This is a genomic window from Pseudomonas sp. FA117 (assembly GCF_057370475.1).
Genome location: NZ_CM170675.1, coordinates 4,223,139 through 4,239,302, shown reverse-complemented (window position 1 = coordinate 4,239,302; position 16,164 = coordinate 4,223,139). Strand labels below are relative to the sequence as shown.

Genomic DNA, 16,164 nt, shown 5'->3' with positions numbered 1-16,164 from the left:
TGATCGCCATGTTCGACCTGACCGCCCTGCGCGAAGCCGCCGACTATGTTCACCGCTACGTGCCGCCGACCCCGCAGCACGTCTGGCCGCTGCTCGCCGAGCGGGCCGGCTGCCAGCTCTGGGTCAAGCATGAGAACCATGCGCCGACCGGAGCATTCAAGGTGCGTGGCGGGCTGGTGTATGTGCGTTCGCTGATGGCCAGCGGTGCCGTGCCGCCGGGGCTGGTGACCGCCACCCGCGGCAATCACGGCCAGAGTATGGCCCTGGCGGCGCGCCAGGCCGGCCTGCCGCTGGTGATCGTGGTGCCGGAGGGCAACTCGCGGGAGAAGAACGCCGCCATGCGTGCGCTGGGCGCCGAGCTGATCGAGCATGGCGTGGATTTTGACGTGGCGCGCGAGCACGCCGCGCAACTGGCCCAGGCGCGCGGCTACCAGATGGTGCCCTCGTTCCACCCCGAACTGGTGCGCGGCGTGGCCACCTATGCGCTGGAGCTGTTCGAGGCCGTGTCGAAGCTCGATACCGTCTACGTGCCCATCGGCATGGGATCGGGGATCTGCGGCCTGATCCAGGCGCGCAACCTGCTGGGCCTTGAGACCGAAATCGTCGGGGTGGTCTCGGCTGCAGCCGATGCCTATGCGCAAAGCTTCGCCCTGGGACATATCGTCACCACCGCCACCGCCGAGACCTTTGCCGACGGCATGGCCTGCCGTGTGCCGCACCCGGAGGCCTTCGCCCTGGTGCGCGAGCATGCCGCACGCATCGTGCGGGTAAGCGATGACGAGATCGCCCAGGCCATGCGCCTGTACCACGAAACCACCCACAACACGGCCGAAGGCGCAGGTGCTGCAGCGCTGGCCGCACTGTTGCAGGAGCGTGAGCAGCAACAGGGCAAGCGGGTGGCGGTGGTGTTGAGCGGGGCCAATGTCGATCGGCAGCGTTATGCGCAGGTGCTGGCTGGCTGAGACAGCTGCAACGAAAAATCCTGAATCATACTCCGACCTGTTCGTCGGCCGTGTGCTGGGTATGCGTGACATCATCAGCTTTCACGCAAGCTCGGTGCCTGCGTTGCACGAGGCTTTCGCCCAGGCGTTGGACGATTACCTCGCCGATTGTGCCGAGCAGGGCATTGCCGCGGAAAAACCGGCCTCTGGCAAAGTGATGCTGCGTATTCGTCCTGAAGTGCACGCGGCCGCAAGCATCGCGGCGCGTGCAGCAGGCAAGAGCCTCAATCAGTGGGCCGACGAGGTGTTCGAGCAAGCGTCACGGGCTTGAGCCTGCGCAGGCTTGTTGCGGCAGGCAGACAAGGCCAGGCCGCAAAAAAAGTTTTCCAGCCTTGTCGATTTCGCCAAGCCCCGGTCGACCATCAGTGAAAGCGCCATGAACCTTCGGCGCTCCCCACTGCTGACTCGCTGGAGGATTGCCCATGAACACCCCCGCCGAAACCGAAATCCGTCAACTCATCGAAGGCTGGATCCAGGCCGTGCGCGAGCGCGACCTGCCGGCCATCGTCGCGCCCTATGCCGATGACATCGTCGCCTTCGACGCCATCCAGGCCCTGCAATTCAAGGGCAAGGCCGCCTACCAGGCGCACTGGGAGATGTGCATGGGCTTTTGCACCGGGCCGATGGTCTTCGAAGTCGCCGAACTGAGCGTGCTGGCCGACGGCGACCTGGCCATGGCGCACTGGCTCAACCGTTGCGGCCCGGCCGATGACGAAAGCCAGTGCGGCTTCATGCGCGTCACCGTGGGCTATCGTCGTAGCGGTGGGCGCTGGCAGGTGATCCATGAGCACTGGTCGGCGCCGTTCGACATGGAAACCCAGAAGGCCCGCTTCGACCTCAAGCCCTGAGCCGCCCGTCGCCTGGAGACGATCATGAAATACCTGTGCCTGGTCTATTGTGACGAAGGGCTGCTGCATAGCCTGCCCGACAGCCCCGAAGATGCCGAATGCATGGCCTACGCCGAGTCGCTGCAGGGTTCGGGGCGCATGCTTGCAGCCGAGGCGCTGGAGCCGGTGCGCAGCGCCACCACCGTACGCATCCGCGCCGGGAGGATGAGCCTGACCGACGGGCCCTTCGCCGAGACCAAGGAGCAACTGGCCGGTTTCTACCTGGTCGATGCCCGCGATCTCAACGAAGCGCTGAACATTGCCAAGGGCATTCCGGCGGCCCGGGTCGGCAGCGTCGAAGTGCGGCCGGTGCGTGAGCTGCAACCCTGAGGTCGACCAGCAAAGGTGAGCCAGCATGATGCCCCAGGCTGCGACGCGATGACCGATGATCAACTGCGAGCCCAGGTCGAGGCGGTGTACCGCCGCGACTCGCGGCGCATCCTGGCGACCCTGATCCGCCTGCTGGGCGATTTCGACCTGGCCGAGGAGGCCATGCACGAGGCCTTCTTCATCGCCGTCGAGCGTTGGCAGCGCGATGGCATCCCTGGCAATCCGCGAGCCTGGCTGGTGTCGGTGGGGCGCTTCAAGGCCATCGACGCCTTGCGCCGACGCGCCCGTTTCGACCGCTCGCAGGCGGAGTTGATCATGTTGCTCGAAGGCCAGGCGCAGGACCCGAGTGAAGAAGAACTGCTGGCCGACGATCGTCTGCGGCTGATCTTCACCTGCTGCCATCCGGCCTTGTCCGCTGACGCCCAGGTGCCTCTGACCCTGCGCGAGGTGTGCGACCTGACCACCGAGCAGATCGCCCGGGCCTTCCTGCAGCCAGCCTCGACCATCGCCCAGCGCATCGTGCGGGCCAAGGCCAAGATCCGCGAAGCGCGGATCCCCTACCAGGTGCCTGCGCAGGGTGAGTTGGGCGAGCGCCTTGAAAGTGTGCTGAGGGTGATCTACCTGGTGTTCAACGAAGGCTATTCGGCGTCGGCGGGCGAAGACCTGATCCAGTACGAACTGTGCGACGAGGCCATTCGCCTGGGGCGGCTGCTGGCGCAGTTGCTGCCTGATCCCGAGGTGTTCGGCCTGCTGGCCTTGCTGCTCTTGCAGGCTTCACGCCAGCGGGCGCGCACCGATGCCGAGGGGGAACTGGTGCTGCTCGACGAGCAGGACCGCAGCCTGTGGGACAAGGCGCAGATCGACGAGGGCTGCGCCCTGGTGCGCCATGCGCTGGGCCGTCGCGAGGTCGGCCCCTACAGCCTGCAGGCGGCGATTGCCGCGCTGCACGCCGAGGCGGCCAGTCCCCAGGACACGGACTGGGTGGAAATCGTCGGCTTGTATGATGTGCTGCAGCGCCACTGGCCCTCGGCGGTGATCGAACTCAATCGTGCCGTGGCCCTGGCCCACCGCGACGGACCGGCGGCGGGGCTGGCTGCGGTCGAGGCGATTCTGGGGCGTGGGGCGTTGCTCGACTATCACCTGGTCCATGCGGCGCAGGCGCAGTTTCATCAGCAACTGGGGCACCGGCAGCAGGCCCGGGAGGCCTGGGGCAGGGCGCTCGTGCTGACCCGGCAGGGGCCGGAGCGGCGGCATATCGAGCGCTGTCTGCAGGCGCTGGATTGAAGCAGCGGCGTCCCGGTTCGGTAATGGAAAGGCGGGACGCCCCGGTCAATCAGCCGGCCACGAAGTGCGGAGGCGATACCAGCTCGACGGTCTGCTGCTTGCGTGGCGCGAGGATTTCGGCTTCGCCCGAGACTACCAGTTCGTCGCGCTGGTTGTAGACATTGGTGGCGATGCGCACTTTGAACTTGGGCAGTTTCTCGAGGATTTCCAGGCGCACGGTCAGGGTGTCGCCGATCTTCACCGGCTTCTGGAAGCTCATCTGCTGGCCCAGGTAGATGGTGCCCGGCCCAGGCAGGGTGCAGGCGACGGCGGCGCTGATCAGCGCACCGCTGAACATGCCGTGGGCGATGCGCTCGCGGAACATGCTCTTGGCCGCGAATTCGGGATCCAGGTGCACCGGGTTGTGGTCACCGGACATGGCGGCGAACAGCTGGATGTCGCGTTCTTCCACCGATTTTTCATAGCTGGCCGTCTGGCCTACTTCGAGGGCTTCGTAGGGCGTGTTGGTGACCTGGGTCATCAGGGCTTCCTTGGGTGGACGAGGTGTGGCGCATCATTCACTGCGGGCAGGGCGGCCAAGGGCCAGTGCCTGCTCCAGCCAGGCGATGATGTCGTGGGTGACCTCGTCTCTATTGGTTTCGTTGAGCACTTCGTGCCGGGCATCCGGGTAGACGCGCAATTGTACATGGCGGTTGCCGGTCGCGCGCAGGGCGTCGGCCAGATGGGTGAGACGCTTGCCGGCACTGACCGGATCACATTCGCCGCCGATGACCAGCAGCGGCAGGTTCGGATCGATCTGCGCCAGGTGCCGGGGCTGGCTGATCTGCGCCAGCCCCTGCAGCAGGTCGAGCCACAGCTGGTTGCTGCAACGAAAGCCGCACAGCGGGTCCTGGACGTAGGCATCGACCTCGGCCGGGTCGCGACTGAGCCAGTCGAAGGCGGTGCGGTTGGGTTTGAACGCCTTGTTGAACGAGCCGAACGACAGCCAGTCGATCAGCGCGCTCTTGCCCAGCGGCCCCTGGCGCCAGGCCTCCAGGCGGGCGACCAGGCGCGCTGCGCGGTACAGCGCAGCCGGTTGCAGGTTCGAGCCGCTGAGCACGGCCCCGTGCAGGCTGCCACTGTGGTGCAGCAGGTAGGCCTGGGCGATGTAGCTGCCCATGCTGTGGCCGAACAGGAACAACGGCGTGCCGGGGAACTGCTGGCCGATGTGCTGGCTGAGCAGGCCCAGGTCGTTGACCACCGTATTCCAGCCGTGCTGGTGGGCGAACAGGCCCAGGCTGCCCAGTTCCGCGGTGCGGCCGTGGCCCCGCAGGTCAGGGGCGAGCAGGGCGAAACCGGCTTCGTTGAGCGCATGGCCCAGCCGACGGTAGCGTCCGGCATGCTCGGCCATGCCGTGGGCCAGCAGCACCACGGCCTTGACTGGCGTCTGCGGCAGCCACTGGTGGACGTACAGGCTGCAATGCTCGCTGGCGGGCAGCCAGAAGGCGTCGTGGGGCATGGCGGATCCTTCGTGCACGGGATTGAGCTCAGTGTATGCACAATGACCAGGATTGCAGCAGGGGCACAAATAAGATTCACAATGTTAATGGCAGCCCTTGGCGTATTTGCCACCCCGGGCTTACCTGCTAACGTCGGCTGAACGCCTTTTTGCCGCTGGGCAATCAGGTCATGGACGGTTCAGGCTGAGGAACAACAATAAATGCAAGCCGAATTCTGGAATGACAAGCGCCCGGCGGGCGTGCCTTCCACCATAGACATCACTGCTTACAAATCCGTCGTCGAGGTGTTCGAGCGTTCCTGCAAGCGCTTTGCCGACCGCCCCGCCTTCAGCAACCTCGGTGTCACCCTCAGTTATGCCGAACTCGAGCGGCACTCTGCTGCCTTCGCCGCCTGGCTGCAGCAGCACACCGACCTCAAGCCCGGCGACCGTATCGCCGTGCAGATGCCCAACGTCTTGCAATACCCCATCGCCGTGTTCGGGGCGATGCGTGCCGGGTTGATCGTGGTCAACACCAACCCGCTGTACACCGAGCGCGAGATGCGTCACCAGTTCAAGGACTCCGGCGCCCGCGCGCTGGTGTACCTGAACATGTTCGGCCAACGGGTCCAGGCGGTGCTGCCGGACACCGGCATCGACTACCTGATCGAAGCGAAGATGGGCGACCTGCTGCCAGCCGCCAAGGGCTGGCTGGTCAACACCGTGGTCGACAAGCTGAAGAAGATGGTGCCGGCCTACCGGCTGCCCCAGGCGGTATCCTTCAAGCAGGTGCTGCGCCAGGGCCGTGAGCTGACCCACAAGCCGGTGCCGCAGTCGCTGGAGGATGTCGCGGTGCTGCAGTACACCGGTGGCACGACCGGCCTGGCCAAGGGCGCGATGCTCAGCCACGGCAACCTGGTGGCCAACATGCTGCAGGTCCTGGCCTGCTTCGCCCAGCATGGCCCTGACGGCCAGCCGCTGATCAAGGAAGGGCAGGAGGTGATGATCGCACCGCTGCCGCTGTACCACATCTATGCGTTCACCGCGAACTGCATGTGCATGATGGTCACCGGCAACCACAACGTGCTGATCACCAACCCGCGCGATATCCCAGGGTTCATCAAGGAGCTGGGCAAGTGGCGCTTCTCGGCGTTGCTGGGGCTGAACACGCTGTTCGTCGCACTGATGGACAACCCCGGATTCAGGAACCTCGATTTTTCGGCGCTGAAGGTGACCAACTCCGGCGGCACCGCGCTGGTCAAGGCCACCGCCGAGCGCTGGGAGAGCCTGACCGGCTGTCGCATCGTCGAAGGCTACGGGCTGACCGAAACCTCTCCCGTGGCCAGCACCAACCCCTACGGGCAACTGGCGCGGCTGGGCACGGTGGGTATCCCGGTGGTGGGCACTGCGTTCAAGGTCATCGACGATGACGGCAACGAGATGCCGCTCGGTGAGCGCGGCGAACTGTGCATCAAGGGGCCGCAGGTCATGAAGGGTTACTGGCAGCAACCTGAGGCCACGGCCCAGGCGCTGGATGCCGATGGCTGGTTCAAGACCGGCGACATCGCGGTGATCGACGCCGACGGCTTCACCCGTATCGTCGACCGCAAGAAGGACATGATCATCGTCTCGGGCTTCAACGTGTACCCCAACGAGATCGAGGACGTGGTGATGAGCCACCCGCAAGTGGCCAGCTGCGCGGTGATCGGCGTGCCGGACGAGCGCTCCGGCGAGGCGGTGAAGCTGTTCGTGGTGCCGCGGGCGGGCGGTGTCAGCGTCGAGGAACTGAAAACCTTCTGCAAGGCCAACTTCACCGGCTACAAGGTGCCCAAGCACATCGTGCTGCGCGATTCACTGCCGATGACGCCGGTAGGCAAGATCCTGCGGCGGGAGTTGCGCGACATCGCCTGAAATCCACAGTCCCTGTGGGAGCGGGCTGGCTTCTGGATTTTGAACAAGACAGTTGCTCCCACAGAGGCCGAATCGGTGCACCAGCCACGCGAAAGCGACATTTTGGTTAAATACTCTAGAAATGACTTGTACTGTTCTTTGAGTCACTTTAGTGACTGTTCGGGCTTGAGCAGGCCTCTAGGCGACCCCAGGCAAAGCTGTTACTCTCGGCGCGCTTTCAGATGATGCAGTTTGCAATGAACTCCCTCATCTCATATCAATAATAAACGCATCGACGCGTGAAGAATTCGCTGTTGCTAAAGGAGTGGGCTTCCATGATCGAACATTTTTGGAAGGATAAATACCCAGCCGGAATTACGGCGGAAATCAATCCTGACGAATTTCCCAACATCCAGGCCGTACTGAAGCAATCCTGCCAACGCTTTGCCGACAAGCCGGCATTCAGCAACCTCGGCAAGACCCTGACCTACGGCGAGCTGTATACCCTGTCCGGCGCTTTCGCCGCCTGGCTGCAGCAGCATACCGACCTCAAGCCCGGCGATCGTATCGCCGTGCAACTGCCCAATGTACTGCAATATCCGGTCGCCGTGTTCGGTGCGATGCGCGCCGGCCTGATCGTGGTCAACACCAACCCGCTGTACACCGCGCGCGAACTGGAGCACCAGTTCACCGATTCCGGTGCCAAGGCGGTGGTGTGCCTGGCCAACATGGCGCACCTGGTCGAAAAGGTACTGCCCAAGACCCAGGTCAAGCACGTCATCGTCACCGAGGTGGCCGACCTGTTGCCGCCGCTCAAGCGCGTGCTGATCAACAGCGTCATCAAGTACGTGAAGAAGATGGTGCCCGCCTACCACCTGCCCCAGGCGGTACGGTTCAACGATGCCCTGGCCAAGGGCCGTGGCCAGCCGGTGACCGAAGCCAGCCCGCAGGCCAACGACGTCGCCGTGCTGCAGTACACCGGTGGCACCACGGGGGTGGCCAAGGGGGCGATGCTGACCCACCGCAACCTGGTCTCCAACATGCTGCAGTGCCGCGCGCTGATGGGCTCGAACCTGCAGGAAGGTTCCGAGATCATCATCACGCCGCTGCCGCTGTACCACATCTACGCCTTCACCTTCCATTGCATGGCGATGATGCTGATCGGCAACCACAACGTGCTGATCAGCAACCCCCGCGACCTGCCGGCCATGGTCAAGGAGCTGGGCAAGTGGAAGTTCAGCGGCTTCGTCGGGCTGAACACCCTGTTCGTCGCCCTGTGCAACAACGAAACCTTCCGCGGCCTGGATTTTTCCGCATTGAAGGTGACCCTGTCCGGCGGCATGGCCCTGCAGTTGAGCGTGGCCGAGCGCTGGAAGGCGGTGACCGGCTGCGCCATCTGCGAAGGCTACGGCATGACCGAGACCAGCCCGGTTGCGGCGGTCAACCCGGCCGAGGCCAACCAGATCGGCACCATCGGTATCCCGGTACCCTCGACGCTGTGCAAGGTCATCGATGACAGTGGCCAGGAGCTGGCCCTGGGCGAGATCGGCGAGCTGTGCATCAAGGGCCCGCAGGTGATGAAGGGCTACTGGCAGCGCGACGATGCCACGGCCGAGATCCTCGACAGCGAAGGCTGGCTGAAGACCGGCGACATCGCCGTGATCCAGCCTGACGGCTACATGCGCATCGTCGACCGCAAGAAGGACATGATCCTGGTCTCGGGCTTCAACGTGTACCCCAACGAGCTGGAAGACGTGCTGGTGGGCCTGCCGGGCGTACTGCAGTGCGCCGCGATCGGCGTGCCGGACGAGAAGTCGGGCGAGGTGATCAAGGTGTTCATCGTTGCCAAACCGGGTGTCACCCTGACCAAGGAGCAGGTGATGGAGCACATGCGTGCCAACGTCACCGGCTACAAGGTGCCGCGCTTCATCGAGTTCCGCGATGCCCTGCCGACCACCAACGTCGGCAAGATCCTGCGTCGCGAGCTGCGCGACGAAGAGATGAAGAAGCTGGGGTTGAAGAAGATCGCCTGATCCAGACCTGCCCGCTCTTTGCAGGAGCGGGCAGACTCGGGTTTCAGCGCAGTTTCTCCAGCATCTGGTAGTACCACATTCCCACCGACAGCAGCGGATTGCCCAGCAAATCCCCCATCGGCACCTTGATGTGCTTGCACGCGGCAAAGGTGTCGAACTTCTCCAGCGTGCCGGTCAGCGCCTCGGCCATGATCTCGCCCATGATGTGGCTGGTGGCGATGCCATGCCCCGAGTAGCCCTGGCAGTACCAGACGTTGTCCGACAGCTTGCCCAGTTGCGGGATGCGATTGACCACGATGCCCATGGCACAACTCCACTGGAACTCGATCGGCACGCCCTTGAGCGCCGGGAAGGTGCGCTCGATGCAAGGGCGCAGCTCGCCTTCGATATCCCGCGAATCACGGCCTGAATAGTTGGCGCCACCGCCGAACAGCAGGCGTTTGTCGGCGGTCAGGCGGTAGTAGTCGAGGACGAAGCGGCAGTCGTACACCGCCAGGCCCTCGGGGTTGATCTGTTCGGCCAGCTCGCCCAGCGGCGCGGTGGTGACGATGCCGCCCATGGCCGGGAAGATCTTGCCCTTGAGCTGGCGCTGTTCGAGCTTGTGGTACACATCGCCGGCCAGCAACACCTGGCGCGCCTCGATCCGGCCGTTGGCGGTGACCACGGCCGGGCGCGGGCCGTGGACGATGTCCAGCACTTCTGAATTCTCGAAGATCAGTGCGCCGAGGCTGTGCGCAGCCCGCGCCTCGCCCAGGCACAGGTTGAGCGGGTGCAGGTGCAGGTTGCGTGTGTTCTTCAGCGCCCCGAGGTACAGCGGGCTCTGCAGGTGCTGCGAGACGCCCTGGCGGTCGAGCAGTTGTACCTGGTCGCCCATGCCGCGGCGCTGGGCTTCGGCCTCGAAAGCGCGCAGCTCCTGCAGGTGCGAGGGTTTCATCGCTGCGTGCAGGTGGCCGCGCTTGAGGTCGCACTCGATACCGTAGCGCGCCACTCGCTGCTCGATGATCTGGTGCCCGCGCCAGCGCAGGTGCCAGATGAAGTCGTCCACCTCGCTGCCCAGTCGTTCGCGCATCTGCGTACGCATGGCCTCGTCGCCCGAGAGGCTGCCGGTCACCTGGCCGCCGTTGCGCCCGCTGGCACCCCAGCCGATGCGGTTGGTCTCGACGATGGCGACCTTCAGGCCGCGTTCGGCCAGTTCGACTGCGGTGGCGACGCCGGTGAAGCCGCCACCGATGATCGCCACGTCGACCTGCTCGGTGCCCTTGAGCGTCGGGTACTCGGTCCTGTCGTTGAGGGTGGCGCTGTAGTAGGACGGCGCGCGCTGCGCCGGGCCGTTGTTCAGTGCTGCGTTCATGCGGTGTTCCTTGTTCTGGAGAGGGTAGTGCTCAGGCCTGGTGCAGGTACCAGCGCCAGTCCTGCTCGCCGACTTCGGCCATGAACTGGCGGTATTCGGCACGCTTGACCTTCAGGTACACCCCGAGGAAGGCCTCGCCCAGGGCTTCGCGCGCCCACGCCGAGCGCTCCAGCGATTCGAGGGCGGTGAGCCAGTCGGTGGGCAGGTGCTCGGTGGCCTGGGCGTAGCCGTTGCCTTCGACCGGCGCTCCCGGGTCCAGCTGCTCGCGGATGCCCTGGTGGGTGGCGGCGAGAATGGCGGCGGCGGCCAGGTACGGGTTGGCATCGGCGCCGCAGATGCGGTGCTCGATATGCCGGCTGGGCGCCGGTCCGCCGGGCACGCGCAGGCTCACGGTGCGGTTGTCGACGCCCCAGGTCGGCGCCAGGGGGGCATAGCTGTTGGCCTGGAAGCGGCGGAACGAGTTGGCGTTGGGGCAGAACAGCAGCAGCGAATCGCGCAGGTGGCGCAGCATGCCGGCCACGGCCTGGCGCAGCAGCGGCGTGCCCGCCGGGTCTTCGCTGGCGAACAGGTTGCGGCCTTCGCTGTCGGCCAGGCTCAGGTGCATGTGCATGCCGGTGCCGGCGATCTGGGCGAAGGGCTTGGCCATGAAGCAGGCCTGCATGCCGTGGGCGTGGGCCACACCCTTGACCAGGCGCTTGTAGCGCACGGCCTGGTCCATCGCCGCCAGGGCATCGCCGTGCTCCAGGGTGATCTCCACCTGGCCGGGTGCGTACTCGGAAATCGCCGTGCGCGCCGGAATGCCCTGGGCCTTGCAGGCGGCATACAGGTCGGCGAGGAAGGGCTCGATCTGCTCCAGTTCGCGCAGGCCATAGACCTGCGTGCTGCGTGGCCGTCCGCCGTCGCTGTCCAGCGCCGGTTGCGGGCGGCCCTGGGCGTCACGCTGCTGGTCGAGCAGGTAGAACTCCAGCTCGCAGGCCATCACCGGGTGATAACCCTCGGCCTTCAGCGCCTCGATGGTGTGCAGCAGCACATGACGCGGATCGGCGACACTGGCCGGCAAGCCTTCGCTGGGGTGCATGCTGACCTGCACCGCCGCGGTCGGCACCTTGCGCCAGGGCAGGCGCACCAGGCTGCCGTCCAGTGGATAGGCGCGGCAGTCGATGTCGCCGACCTCCCAGACCAGCCCGGAGTTTTCCACGTCGTCGCCATTGACGGTCAGGCCAAGGATGGTGCTGGGCAGCGGCCGACCGCTTTCATACACGGCCATCAGCTCGTCACGGTGCAGCAGCTTGCCGCGTGGTACGCCGTTGGCGTCGAGGATGAACAGTTCGAACAGTTCGATATCGGGGTTGTCGGCCAGGAAGCGCCGGGCTTGTTCGGGGTTGGCAAAGTGCATGGGGGCTCGCTTTGGCACCTGTCGTTCAGGTGCGCACAAGACCACCGCAGGTTGGCGCGGTGCGTCGGACGGATTCAAGCAGCCACAGGGCTGCGGTCGAGTCAGTTGGCGGCGAGCGAGGTATCTGGCGGGCGGGCATGACGGCAATGCCACAGGGCCCAGAAGGCGAGGATGACGTGGACCAGCGGATTTTCACCGGCGCGGGCCCTGACCTTCGGCAGCGAAGGACGGGACAGCGGGGGCGCGGTGATCGGGTCGGGCATCATGCCTTGGATACTCACATGCTGGATAAGGTTGATTAAAGCAGTGAATGGCGACGTTTACTCCGTACGCTGCTAAACATTTGTGTGGTTTTGCGAGCGGGTCTCGGAAACGTCCTGCTGAATGTTCTGACGGGGGCGACCCCGGTTCCGAGCCCAGCCAGCAAACCCCCGACAAATCTGCGACAATTGCCCGCTTATATGAATGCCGATCATGCAAAAGCAGGCTCACCTGCATCACCAGAAAGCCCCATGACTGACCACGCCATCGACAAACTGCTGCAAAACCTCGACCACGCCATGATCGCCGACCGCCATCGTCTGCGCCGGCAACTGCACGAGCTGCGCAAGCGCCCCGACGAGGGCAAGCTGGCGCAGTGGGTGGAGAAGGTCCAGGCGTCCTGCGCCCAGGTCACCGCGCGCCAGCTGAGCGTGCCGAGCATCCGCTACGATGACAACCTGCCCATCGCTGCCAAGCGCGACGAGATCAAGAAGGCGCTGGCCGAGCACCAGGTACTGGTGATCGCCGGGGAAACCGGCTCGGGCAAGACCACCCAGCTGCCGAAGATCTGCCTGGAACTGGGCCGTGGCAGTCATGGCCTGATCGCTCACACCCAGCCTCGCCGGATTGCCGCGCGCAGCGTGGCGGCGCGGGTGGCCGAAGAATTGGGCACGCCGCTCGGGGCGCTGGTGGGTTACCAGGTGCGTTTCGAGGACCAGAGCGACGCGAACACCCTGGTCAAGCTGATGACCGACGGTATCCTGCTGGCCGAGACCCAGCACGACCGCTTCCTCGAGCGCTACGACACGATCATCGTCGACGAAGCCCACGAGCGCAGCCTGAACATCGATTTTCTGCTCGGCTACCTCAAGACCCTGCTGCACCGGCGATCCGACCTCAAGCTGATCATCACTTCGGCGACCATCGACCTGGAGCGCTTTTCCAAGCACTTCGACGGCGCGCCGATCATCGAGGTGTCCGGCCGCACCTACCCGGTGGACACCTGGTATCGCCCGCTGACCAGCGAGCAGGACGAGGAGGGCAACCAGGTCGAGGACGACCTCACCGTCGACCAGGCCATCCTCGCCTCGCTGGACGAGATCGCCCAGCACGAGCGCAGCCAGGGCAAGGGCCCGGGGGACGTGCTGGTGTTCCTGCCCGGTGAGCGCGAAATCCGTGATGCCGCCGAGATCCTGCGCAAGGCGCAACTGCGCCATACCGAGATCCTGCCACTGTATGCGCGCCTGACCCCGGCCGAGCAGCAGAAGATCTTCCAGTCCCACAGTGGCCGGCGCGTGGTGCTGGCGACCAACGTCGCCGAAACCTCGCTGACCGTGCCCGGCATCCGCTATGTGATCGACAGCGGCACCGCGCGCATCAGCCGCTACAGCTACCGCGCCAAGGTCCAGCGCCTGCCCATCGAGGCGGTGTCGCAGGCCAGCGCCAACCAGCGCAAGGGCCGCTGCGGGCGGGTCGAGCCGGGTATCTGCATCCGTCTGTACAGCGAGGACGACTTCAACGGTCGCCCGGCGTTCACCGATCCCGAGATCCTGCGTACTAACCTGGCCGCGGTGATCCTGCAGATGCTGCACCTGCGCCTGGGCGCGATCGATGCGTTCCCGTTCATCGAACCGCCGGATGGCAAGGCCATCAGCGACGGCTTCAACCTGCTGCAGGAGCTCTCGGCGGTCAACCGCGAGAACCAGCTGACGCCGCTGGGCCGCCAATTGGCGCGCCTGCCGATCGACCCGCGCCTGGGGCGCATGCTCCTCGAAGGCGCGCGCCAGGGCAGCCTGCAGGAAGTGCTGATCGTCGCCAGTGCGCTGTCGGTGCAGGACCCGCGCGAGCGTCCGCCGGAGCGTCAGCAGGCGGCCGACCAGGCGCATGCGCAGTGGAAGGATGTCGACTCGGACTTCGCCGCGCTGGTCAACCTGTGGCGCGGCTTCGAGGAGCAGCGCCAGGCGCTGACCGCCAACCCCCTGCGCAACTGGTGCCGCAAGCAATTCCTGAGCTACCTGCGCCTGCGTGAATGGCGAGACGCCCACCGCCAGCTGTCGCTGATCTGCCGCGACCTGCAGCTGGCGGTGAACAAGGACCCCTCGGACTACCAGCGCCTGCACAAGGCGATCCTCAGCGGCCTGCTCAGCCAGATCGGCCACAAGACCGAAGAGGGCGATTACCAGGGCGCACGCCAGCGGCGCTTCTGGGTGCACCCCTCGTCCGGCATTGGTCGCAAGCGTCCGCAGTGGGTGATGGCCGCCGAACTGGTGGAAACCACCAAGCTGTATGCACGCATGGTCGCCAAGATCGAGCCCGACTGGATCGAGCCGCTGGCCGGGCACCTGATCAAGAAGAACCACTTCGAGCCGCATTGGGAGAAGAAGCGCGGCCAGGTGGTGGCCTACGAGCAGATCACCCTGTACGGGCTGATCCTGGTCGGACGCCGCCCGGTGCACTTCGGTCCGATCGACCCGGTGGTCTCGCGCGAACTGTTCATCCGCGAAGGGCTGGTCGGCGGCGAGATCCAGTCGAAGGCCAGGTGCCTGGCGGCCAACAAGCGCCTGCTCGAACAGCTCGACGAGCTGGAAGCCAAGGCCCGCCGTCGCGACATTCTTGCCGACGAAGAAACCCTGTACGCCTTCTACGAGGCGCGCCTGCCGGAGGAAATCCACCAGACCGCGACCTTCGACAGCTGGTACCGGATGAACAGCCAGAAGGACGCCAACCTGCTGATCATGCGCGAAGAAGACGTGCTGGCCCGTGAGGCCAGCGAAGTCACCGCCGCGCTGTACCCCGACCACCTGCAGGTGGGCGAGTTGCGCCTGCCGCTGAGCTATCACTTCGAGCCCAACCACCCGCGTGACGGGGTGACCGTGCGGGTGCCGGCGCCCTTGCTGCCGAACCTGCCGGGCGAGCGCCTGGAGTGGCTGGTGCCGGGGTTGCTGGAAGCCAAGTGCGTGGCATTGGTGCGCAACCTGCCCAAGGCCCTGCGCAAGAACTTCGTGCCGGTACCGGACTTCGTCAAGGCGGCGCTGGCGCGCATGAGCTTCGGCCAGGGCGCCTTGCCGCGGGCCCTGGGCCAGGAGCTGCTGCGCATGACCGGGGCACGGGTGTCGGACGAAGCCTGGGCCGAATCGGTCGGCCAGGTCGAAGGGCACCTGCGCATGAACATCGAGGTGGTCGACGGCCAGGGCAAGCTCCTTGGCGAGGGCCGCGACCTGGTCGAGCTGACCGCGCGCTTTGCCGCCGCCAGCCAGGCTGCGCTGGCCTTGCCGCGCAACGAGAAAACCGAACAGCCGGTGCAGGCCAAGGCCTTCGCCCAGGTGGCGCAGACCGCCCAGCAGAAGATCGCCGGCCTGTCGCTGACAGTCTACCCGGCGCTGGTGGAAGACAACGGCAGCGTGCGCGAGGGCCGATTCTCGACCCAGGCCGAGGCCGAGTTCCAGCATCGCCGCGCGCTGCAGCGCCTGTTGCTGCAGCAGTTGGCCGAGCCTGCCAAGTTCCTGCGCGGCAAGCTGCCGGGGCTGACCGAGCTGGGCCTGCTGTACCGCGAGCTGGGACGGGTCGAATCGCTGGTCGAGGATATCCTGCTGGCCAGCCTCGACAGCTGTGTGCTCGAAGGCGAGTCGCCGCTGCCGCGTGACGGCGCCGCACTGGCCTCGCTCGCTGAACGCAAGCGTGGCGACTGGGCCGAGCACGCCGAACGCCTGGCCCGCCAGACCCTGGAAGTGCTCAAGCTGTGGCACGCTTTGCAGAAGCGCTTCAAGGGCAAGATCGACCTGAGCCAGGCCGTGGCGCTGAACGACATCAAGCAGCAGCTGGGCAACCTGGTGTACCCGGGGTTCGTGCGCGAGACACCGGCGCAGTGGTTCAAGGAGCTGCCGCGTTATCTCAAGGCCATCGAGCTGCGTCTGGAGAAGCTGGGCTCGCAGGTGCAGAAGGACCGGGTCTGGAGCGGTGAGCTGGGCAACCTCTGGAGCCAGTACAAGGCCCGCGCCGACAAGCATGCCCAAGAGGGCAAGCGCGATGCGGAACTGACGCTGTACCGCTGGCTGCTGGAGGAATACCGCGTGTCGCTGTTCGCCCAGCAGTTGGGGACCAAGGTAGCGGTTTCGGACAAGCGCCTGAGCAAGCAGTGGAGTTTGGTGGAAGCCTAAATTCCCTGAGTTGTGGCAATATTGGTGCAATTTTGGGCTGCGTTGCGGCCCATCGCGGGACGAGCCCGCTCCCACAGGCAGGAGACTTGTGGGGGCG

Annotated in this window: 12 protein-coding genes; 8 read left to right on the top strand and 4 right to left on the bottom strand. The window is 65.5% G+C overall.

Annotation, left to right across the window (positions count from 1 at the left end):
• Window positions 1-8: 8 nt before the first annotated feature.
• The 5 genes from AC1TXO_RS19605 (at window position 9) to AC1TXO_RS19585 (ending at window position 3,502) form a co-directional block, all read left to right on the top strand.
• Window positions 9-962 carry a threonine dehydratase gene (locus AC1TXO_RS19605; RefSeq protein WP_486403265.1) on the top strand — a complete coding sequence of 318 codons (954 nt, stop codon included), beginning with the start codon at window positions 9-11 and terminating at the stop codon, window positions 960-962.
• Entirely contained in the window at window positions 940-1,272 is a 333-nt protein-coding gene (locus AC1TXO_RS19600; RefSeq protein ID WP_486406868.1) for a type II toxin-antitoxin system HicB family antitoxin, read from the top strand. The genes AC1TXO_RS19605 and AC1TXO_RS19600 overlap by 23 nt, the downstream gene beginning before the upstream one ends.
• A 151-nt stretch (window positions 1,273-1,423) precedes the next feature.
• A complete protein-coding gene (locus AC1TXO_RS19595) occupies window positions 1,424-1,849 on the top strand; it encodes a YybH family protein (protein ID WP_486403264.1) in 426 nt (141 codons plus the stop codon).
• A 24-nt stretch (window positions 1,850-1,873) separates the two neighbouring features.
• Window positions 1,874-2,218 carry a YciI family protein gene (locus AC1TXO_RS19590; RefSeq protein ID WP_486403263.1) on the top strand — a complete coding sequence of 115 codons (345 nt, stop codon included), beginning with the start codon at window positions 1,874-1,876 and terminating at the stop codon, window positions 2,216-2,218.
• Window positions 2,219-2,266: 48 nt separating this feature from the next.
• Window positions 2,267-3,502: an RNA polymerase sigma factor gene (locus AC1TXO_RS19585; protein WP_486403262.1), complete on the top strand. Its 1,236-nt coding sequence runs from the start codon at window positions 2,267-2,269 to the stop codon at window positions 3,500-3,502.
• Window positions 3,503-3,551: 49 nt separating this feature from the next.
• Here the strand turns inward: AC1TXO_RS19585 and AC1TXO_RS19580 are convergent, their stop codons facing one another.
• The gene (locus AC1TXO_RS19580; RefSeq protein WP_486403261.1) at window positions 3,552-4,022 is read right to left on the bottom strand and encodes a MaoC family dehydratase; all 471 of its coding nucleotides are present in this window, start codon (window positions 4,020-4,022) and stop codon (window positions 3,552-3,554) included.
• A gap of 33 nt (window positions 4,023-4,055) precedes the next feature.
• Window positions 4,056-5,000 carry a lysophospholipase gene (locus tag AC1TXO_RS19575; protein WP_486403260.1) on the bottom strand — a complete coding sequence of 315 codons (945 nt, stop codon included), beginning with the start codon at window positions 4,998-5,000 and terminating at the stop codon, window positions 4,056-4,058.
• A 201-nt stretch (window positions 5,001-5,201) separates the two neighbouring features.
• On the opposite strand from AC1TXO_RS19575, the gene fadD2 reads away from it, so the two are divergent.
• On the top strand, window positions 5,202-6,890 hold the full coding sequence (gene fadD2 / locus AC1TXO_RS19570; RefSeq protein ID WP_486403259.1) for a long-chain-fatty-acid--CoA ligase FadD2: 1,689 nt from the start codon (window positions 5,202-5,204) through the stop codon (window positions 6,888-6,890).
• Window positions 6,891-7,204: 314 nt separating this feature from the next.
• On the top strand, window positions 7,205-8,902 hold the full coding sequence (gene fadD1, locus AC1TXO_RS19565; protein WP_486403258.1) for a long-chain-fatty-acid--CoA ligase FadD1: 1,698 nt from the start codon (window positions 7,205-7,207) through the stop codon (window positions 8,900-8,902).
• 43 nt (window positions 8,903-8,945) lie between these two features.
• Here fadD1 and AC1TXO_RS19560 read toward each other — a convergent pair whose 3' ends face one another.
• Both AC1TXO_RS19560 and AC1TXO_RS19555 read right to left on the bottom strand, forming a co-directional pair.
• The gene (locus AC1TXO_RS19560; protein WP_486403257.1) at window positions 8,946-10,253 is read right to left on the bottom strand and encodes an NAD(P)/FAD-dependent oxidoreductase; all 1,308 of its coding nucleotides are present in this window, start codon (window positions 10,251-10,253) and stop codon (window positions 8,946-8,948) included.
• 31 nt (window positions 10,254-10,284) lie between these two features.
• Window positions 10,285-11,649 (bottom strand): glutamine synthetase family protein, encoded by a 1,365-nt coding sequence (locus AC1TXO_RS19555; protein ID WP_486403256.1) that lies wholly within the window; start codon window positions 11,647-11,649, stop codon window positions 10,285-10,287.
• A gap of 512 nt (window positions 11,650-12,161) precedes the next feature.
• Here AC1TXO_RS19555 and hrpA point away from each other — a divergent pair.
• A complete protein-coding gene (gene hrpA, locus AC1TXO_RS19550; RefSeq protein WP_486403255.1) occupies window positions 12,162-16,067 on the top strand; it encodes an ATP-dependent RNA helicase HrpA in 3,906 nt (1,301 codons plus the stop codon).
• Window positions 16,068-16,164: the final 97 nt, after the last annotated feature.

Coding starts and splice junctions, on each gene's coding strand:
- AC1TXO_RS19580 (WP_486403261.1), bottom strand. CDS start 4,022: ATGACCCAGGTCACCAACACGCCCTACGAAGCCCTCGAAGTAGGCCAG.
- AC1TXO_RS19605 (WP_486403265.1), top strand. CDS start 9: ATGTTCGACCTGACCGCCCTGCGCGAAGCCGCCGACTATGTTCACCGC.
- AC1TXO_RS19595 (WP_486403264.1), top strand. CDS start 1,424: ATGAACACCCCCGCCGAAACCGAAATCCGTCAACTCATCGAAGGCTGG.
- fadD1 (WP_486403258.1), top strand. CDS start 7,205: ATGATCGAACATTTTTGGAAGGATAAATACCCAGCCGGAATTACGGCG.
- hrpA (WP_486403255.1), top strand. CDS start 12,162: ATGACTGACCACGCCATCGACAAACTGCTGCAAAACCTCGACCACGCC.
- AC1TXO_RS19560 (WP_486403257.1), bottom strand. CDS start 10,253: ATGAACGCAGCACTGAACAACGGCCCGGCGCAGCGCGCGCCGTCCTAC.
- AC1TXO_RS19585 (WP_486403262.1), top strand. CDS start 2,267: ATGACCGATGATCAACTGCGAGCCCAGGTCGAGGCGGTGTACCGCCGC.
- AC1TXO_RS19555 (WP_486403256.1), bottom strand. CDS start 11,649: ATGCACTTTGCCAACCCCGAACAAGCCCGGCGCTTCCTGGCCGACAAC.
- AC1TXO_RS19575 (WP_486403260.1), bottom strand. CDS start 5,000: ATGCCCCACGACGCCTTCTGGCTGCCCGCCAGCGAGCATTGCAGCCTG.
- AC1TXO_RS19600 (WP_486406868.1), top strand. CDS start 940: ATGCGCAGGTGCTGGCTGGCTGAGACAGCTGCAACGAAAAATCCTGAA.
- AC1TXO_RS19590 (WP_486403263.1), top strand. CDS start 1,874: ATGAAATACCTGTGCCTGGTCTATTGTGACGAAGGGCTGCTGCATAGC.
- fadD2 (WP_486403259.1), top strand. CDS start 5,202: ATGCAAGCCGAATTCTGGAATGACAAGCGCCCGGCGGGCGTGCCTTCC.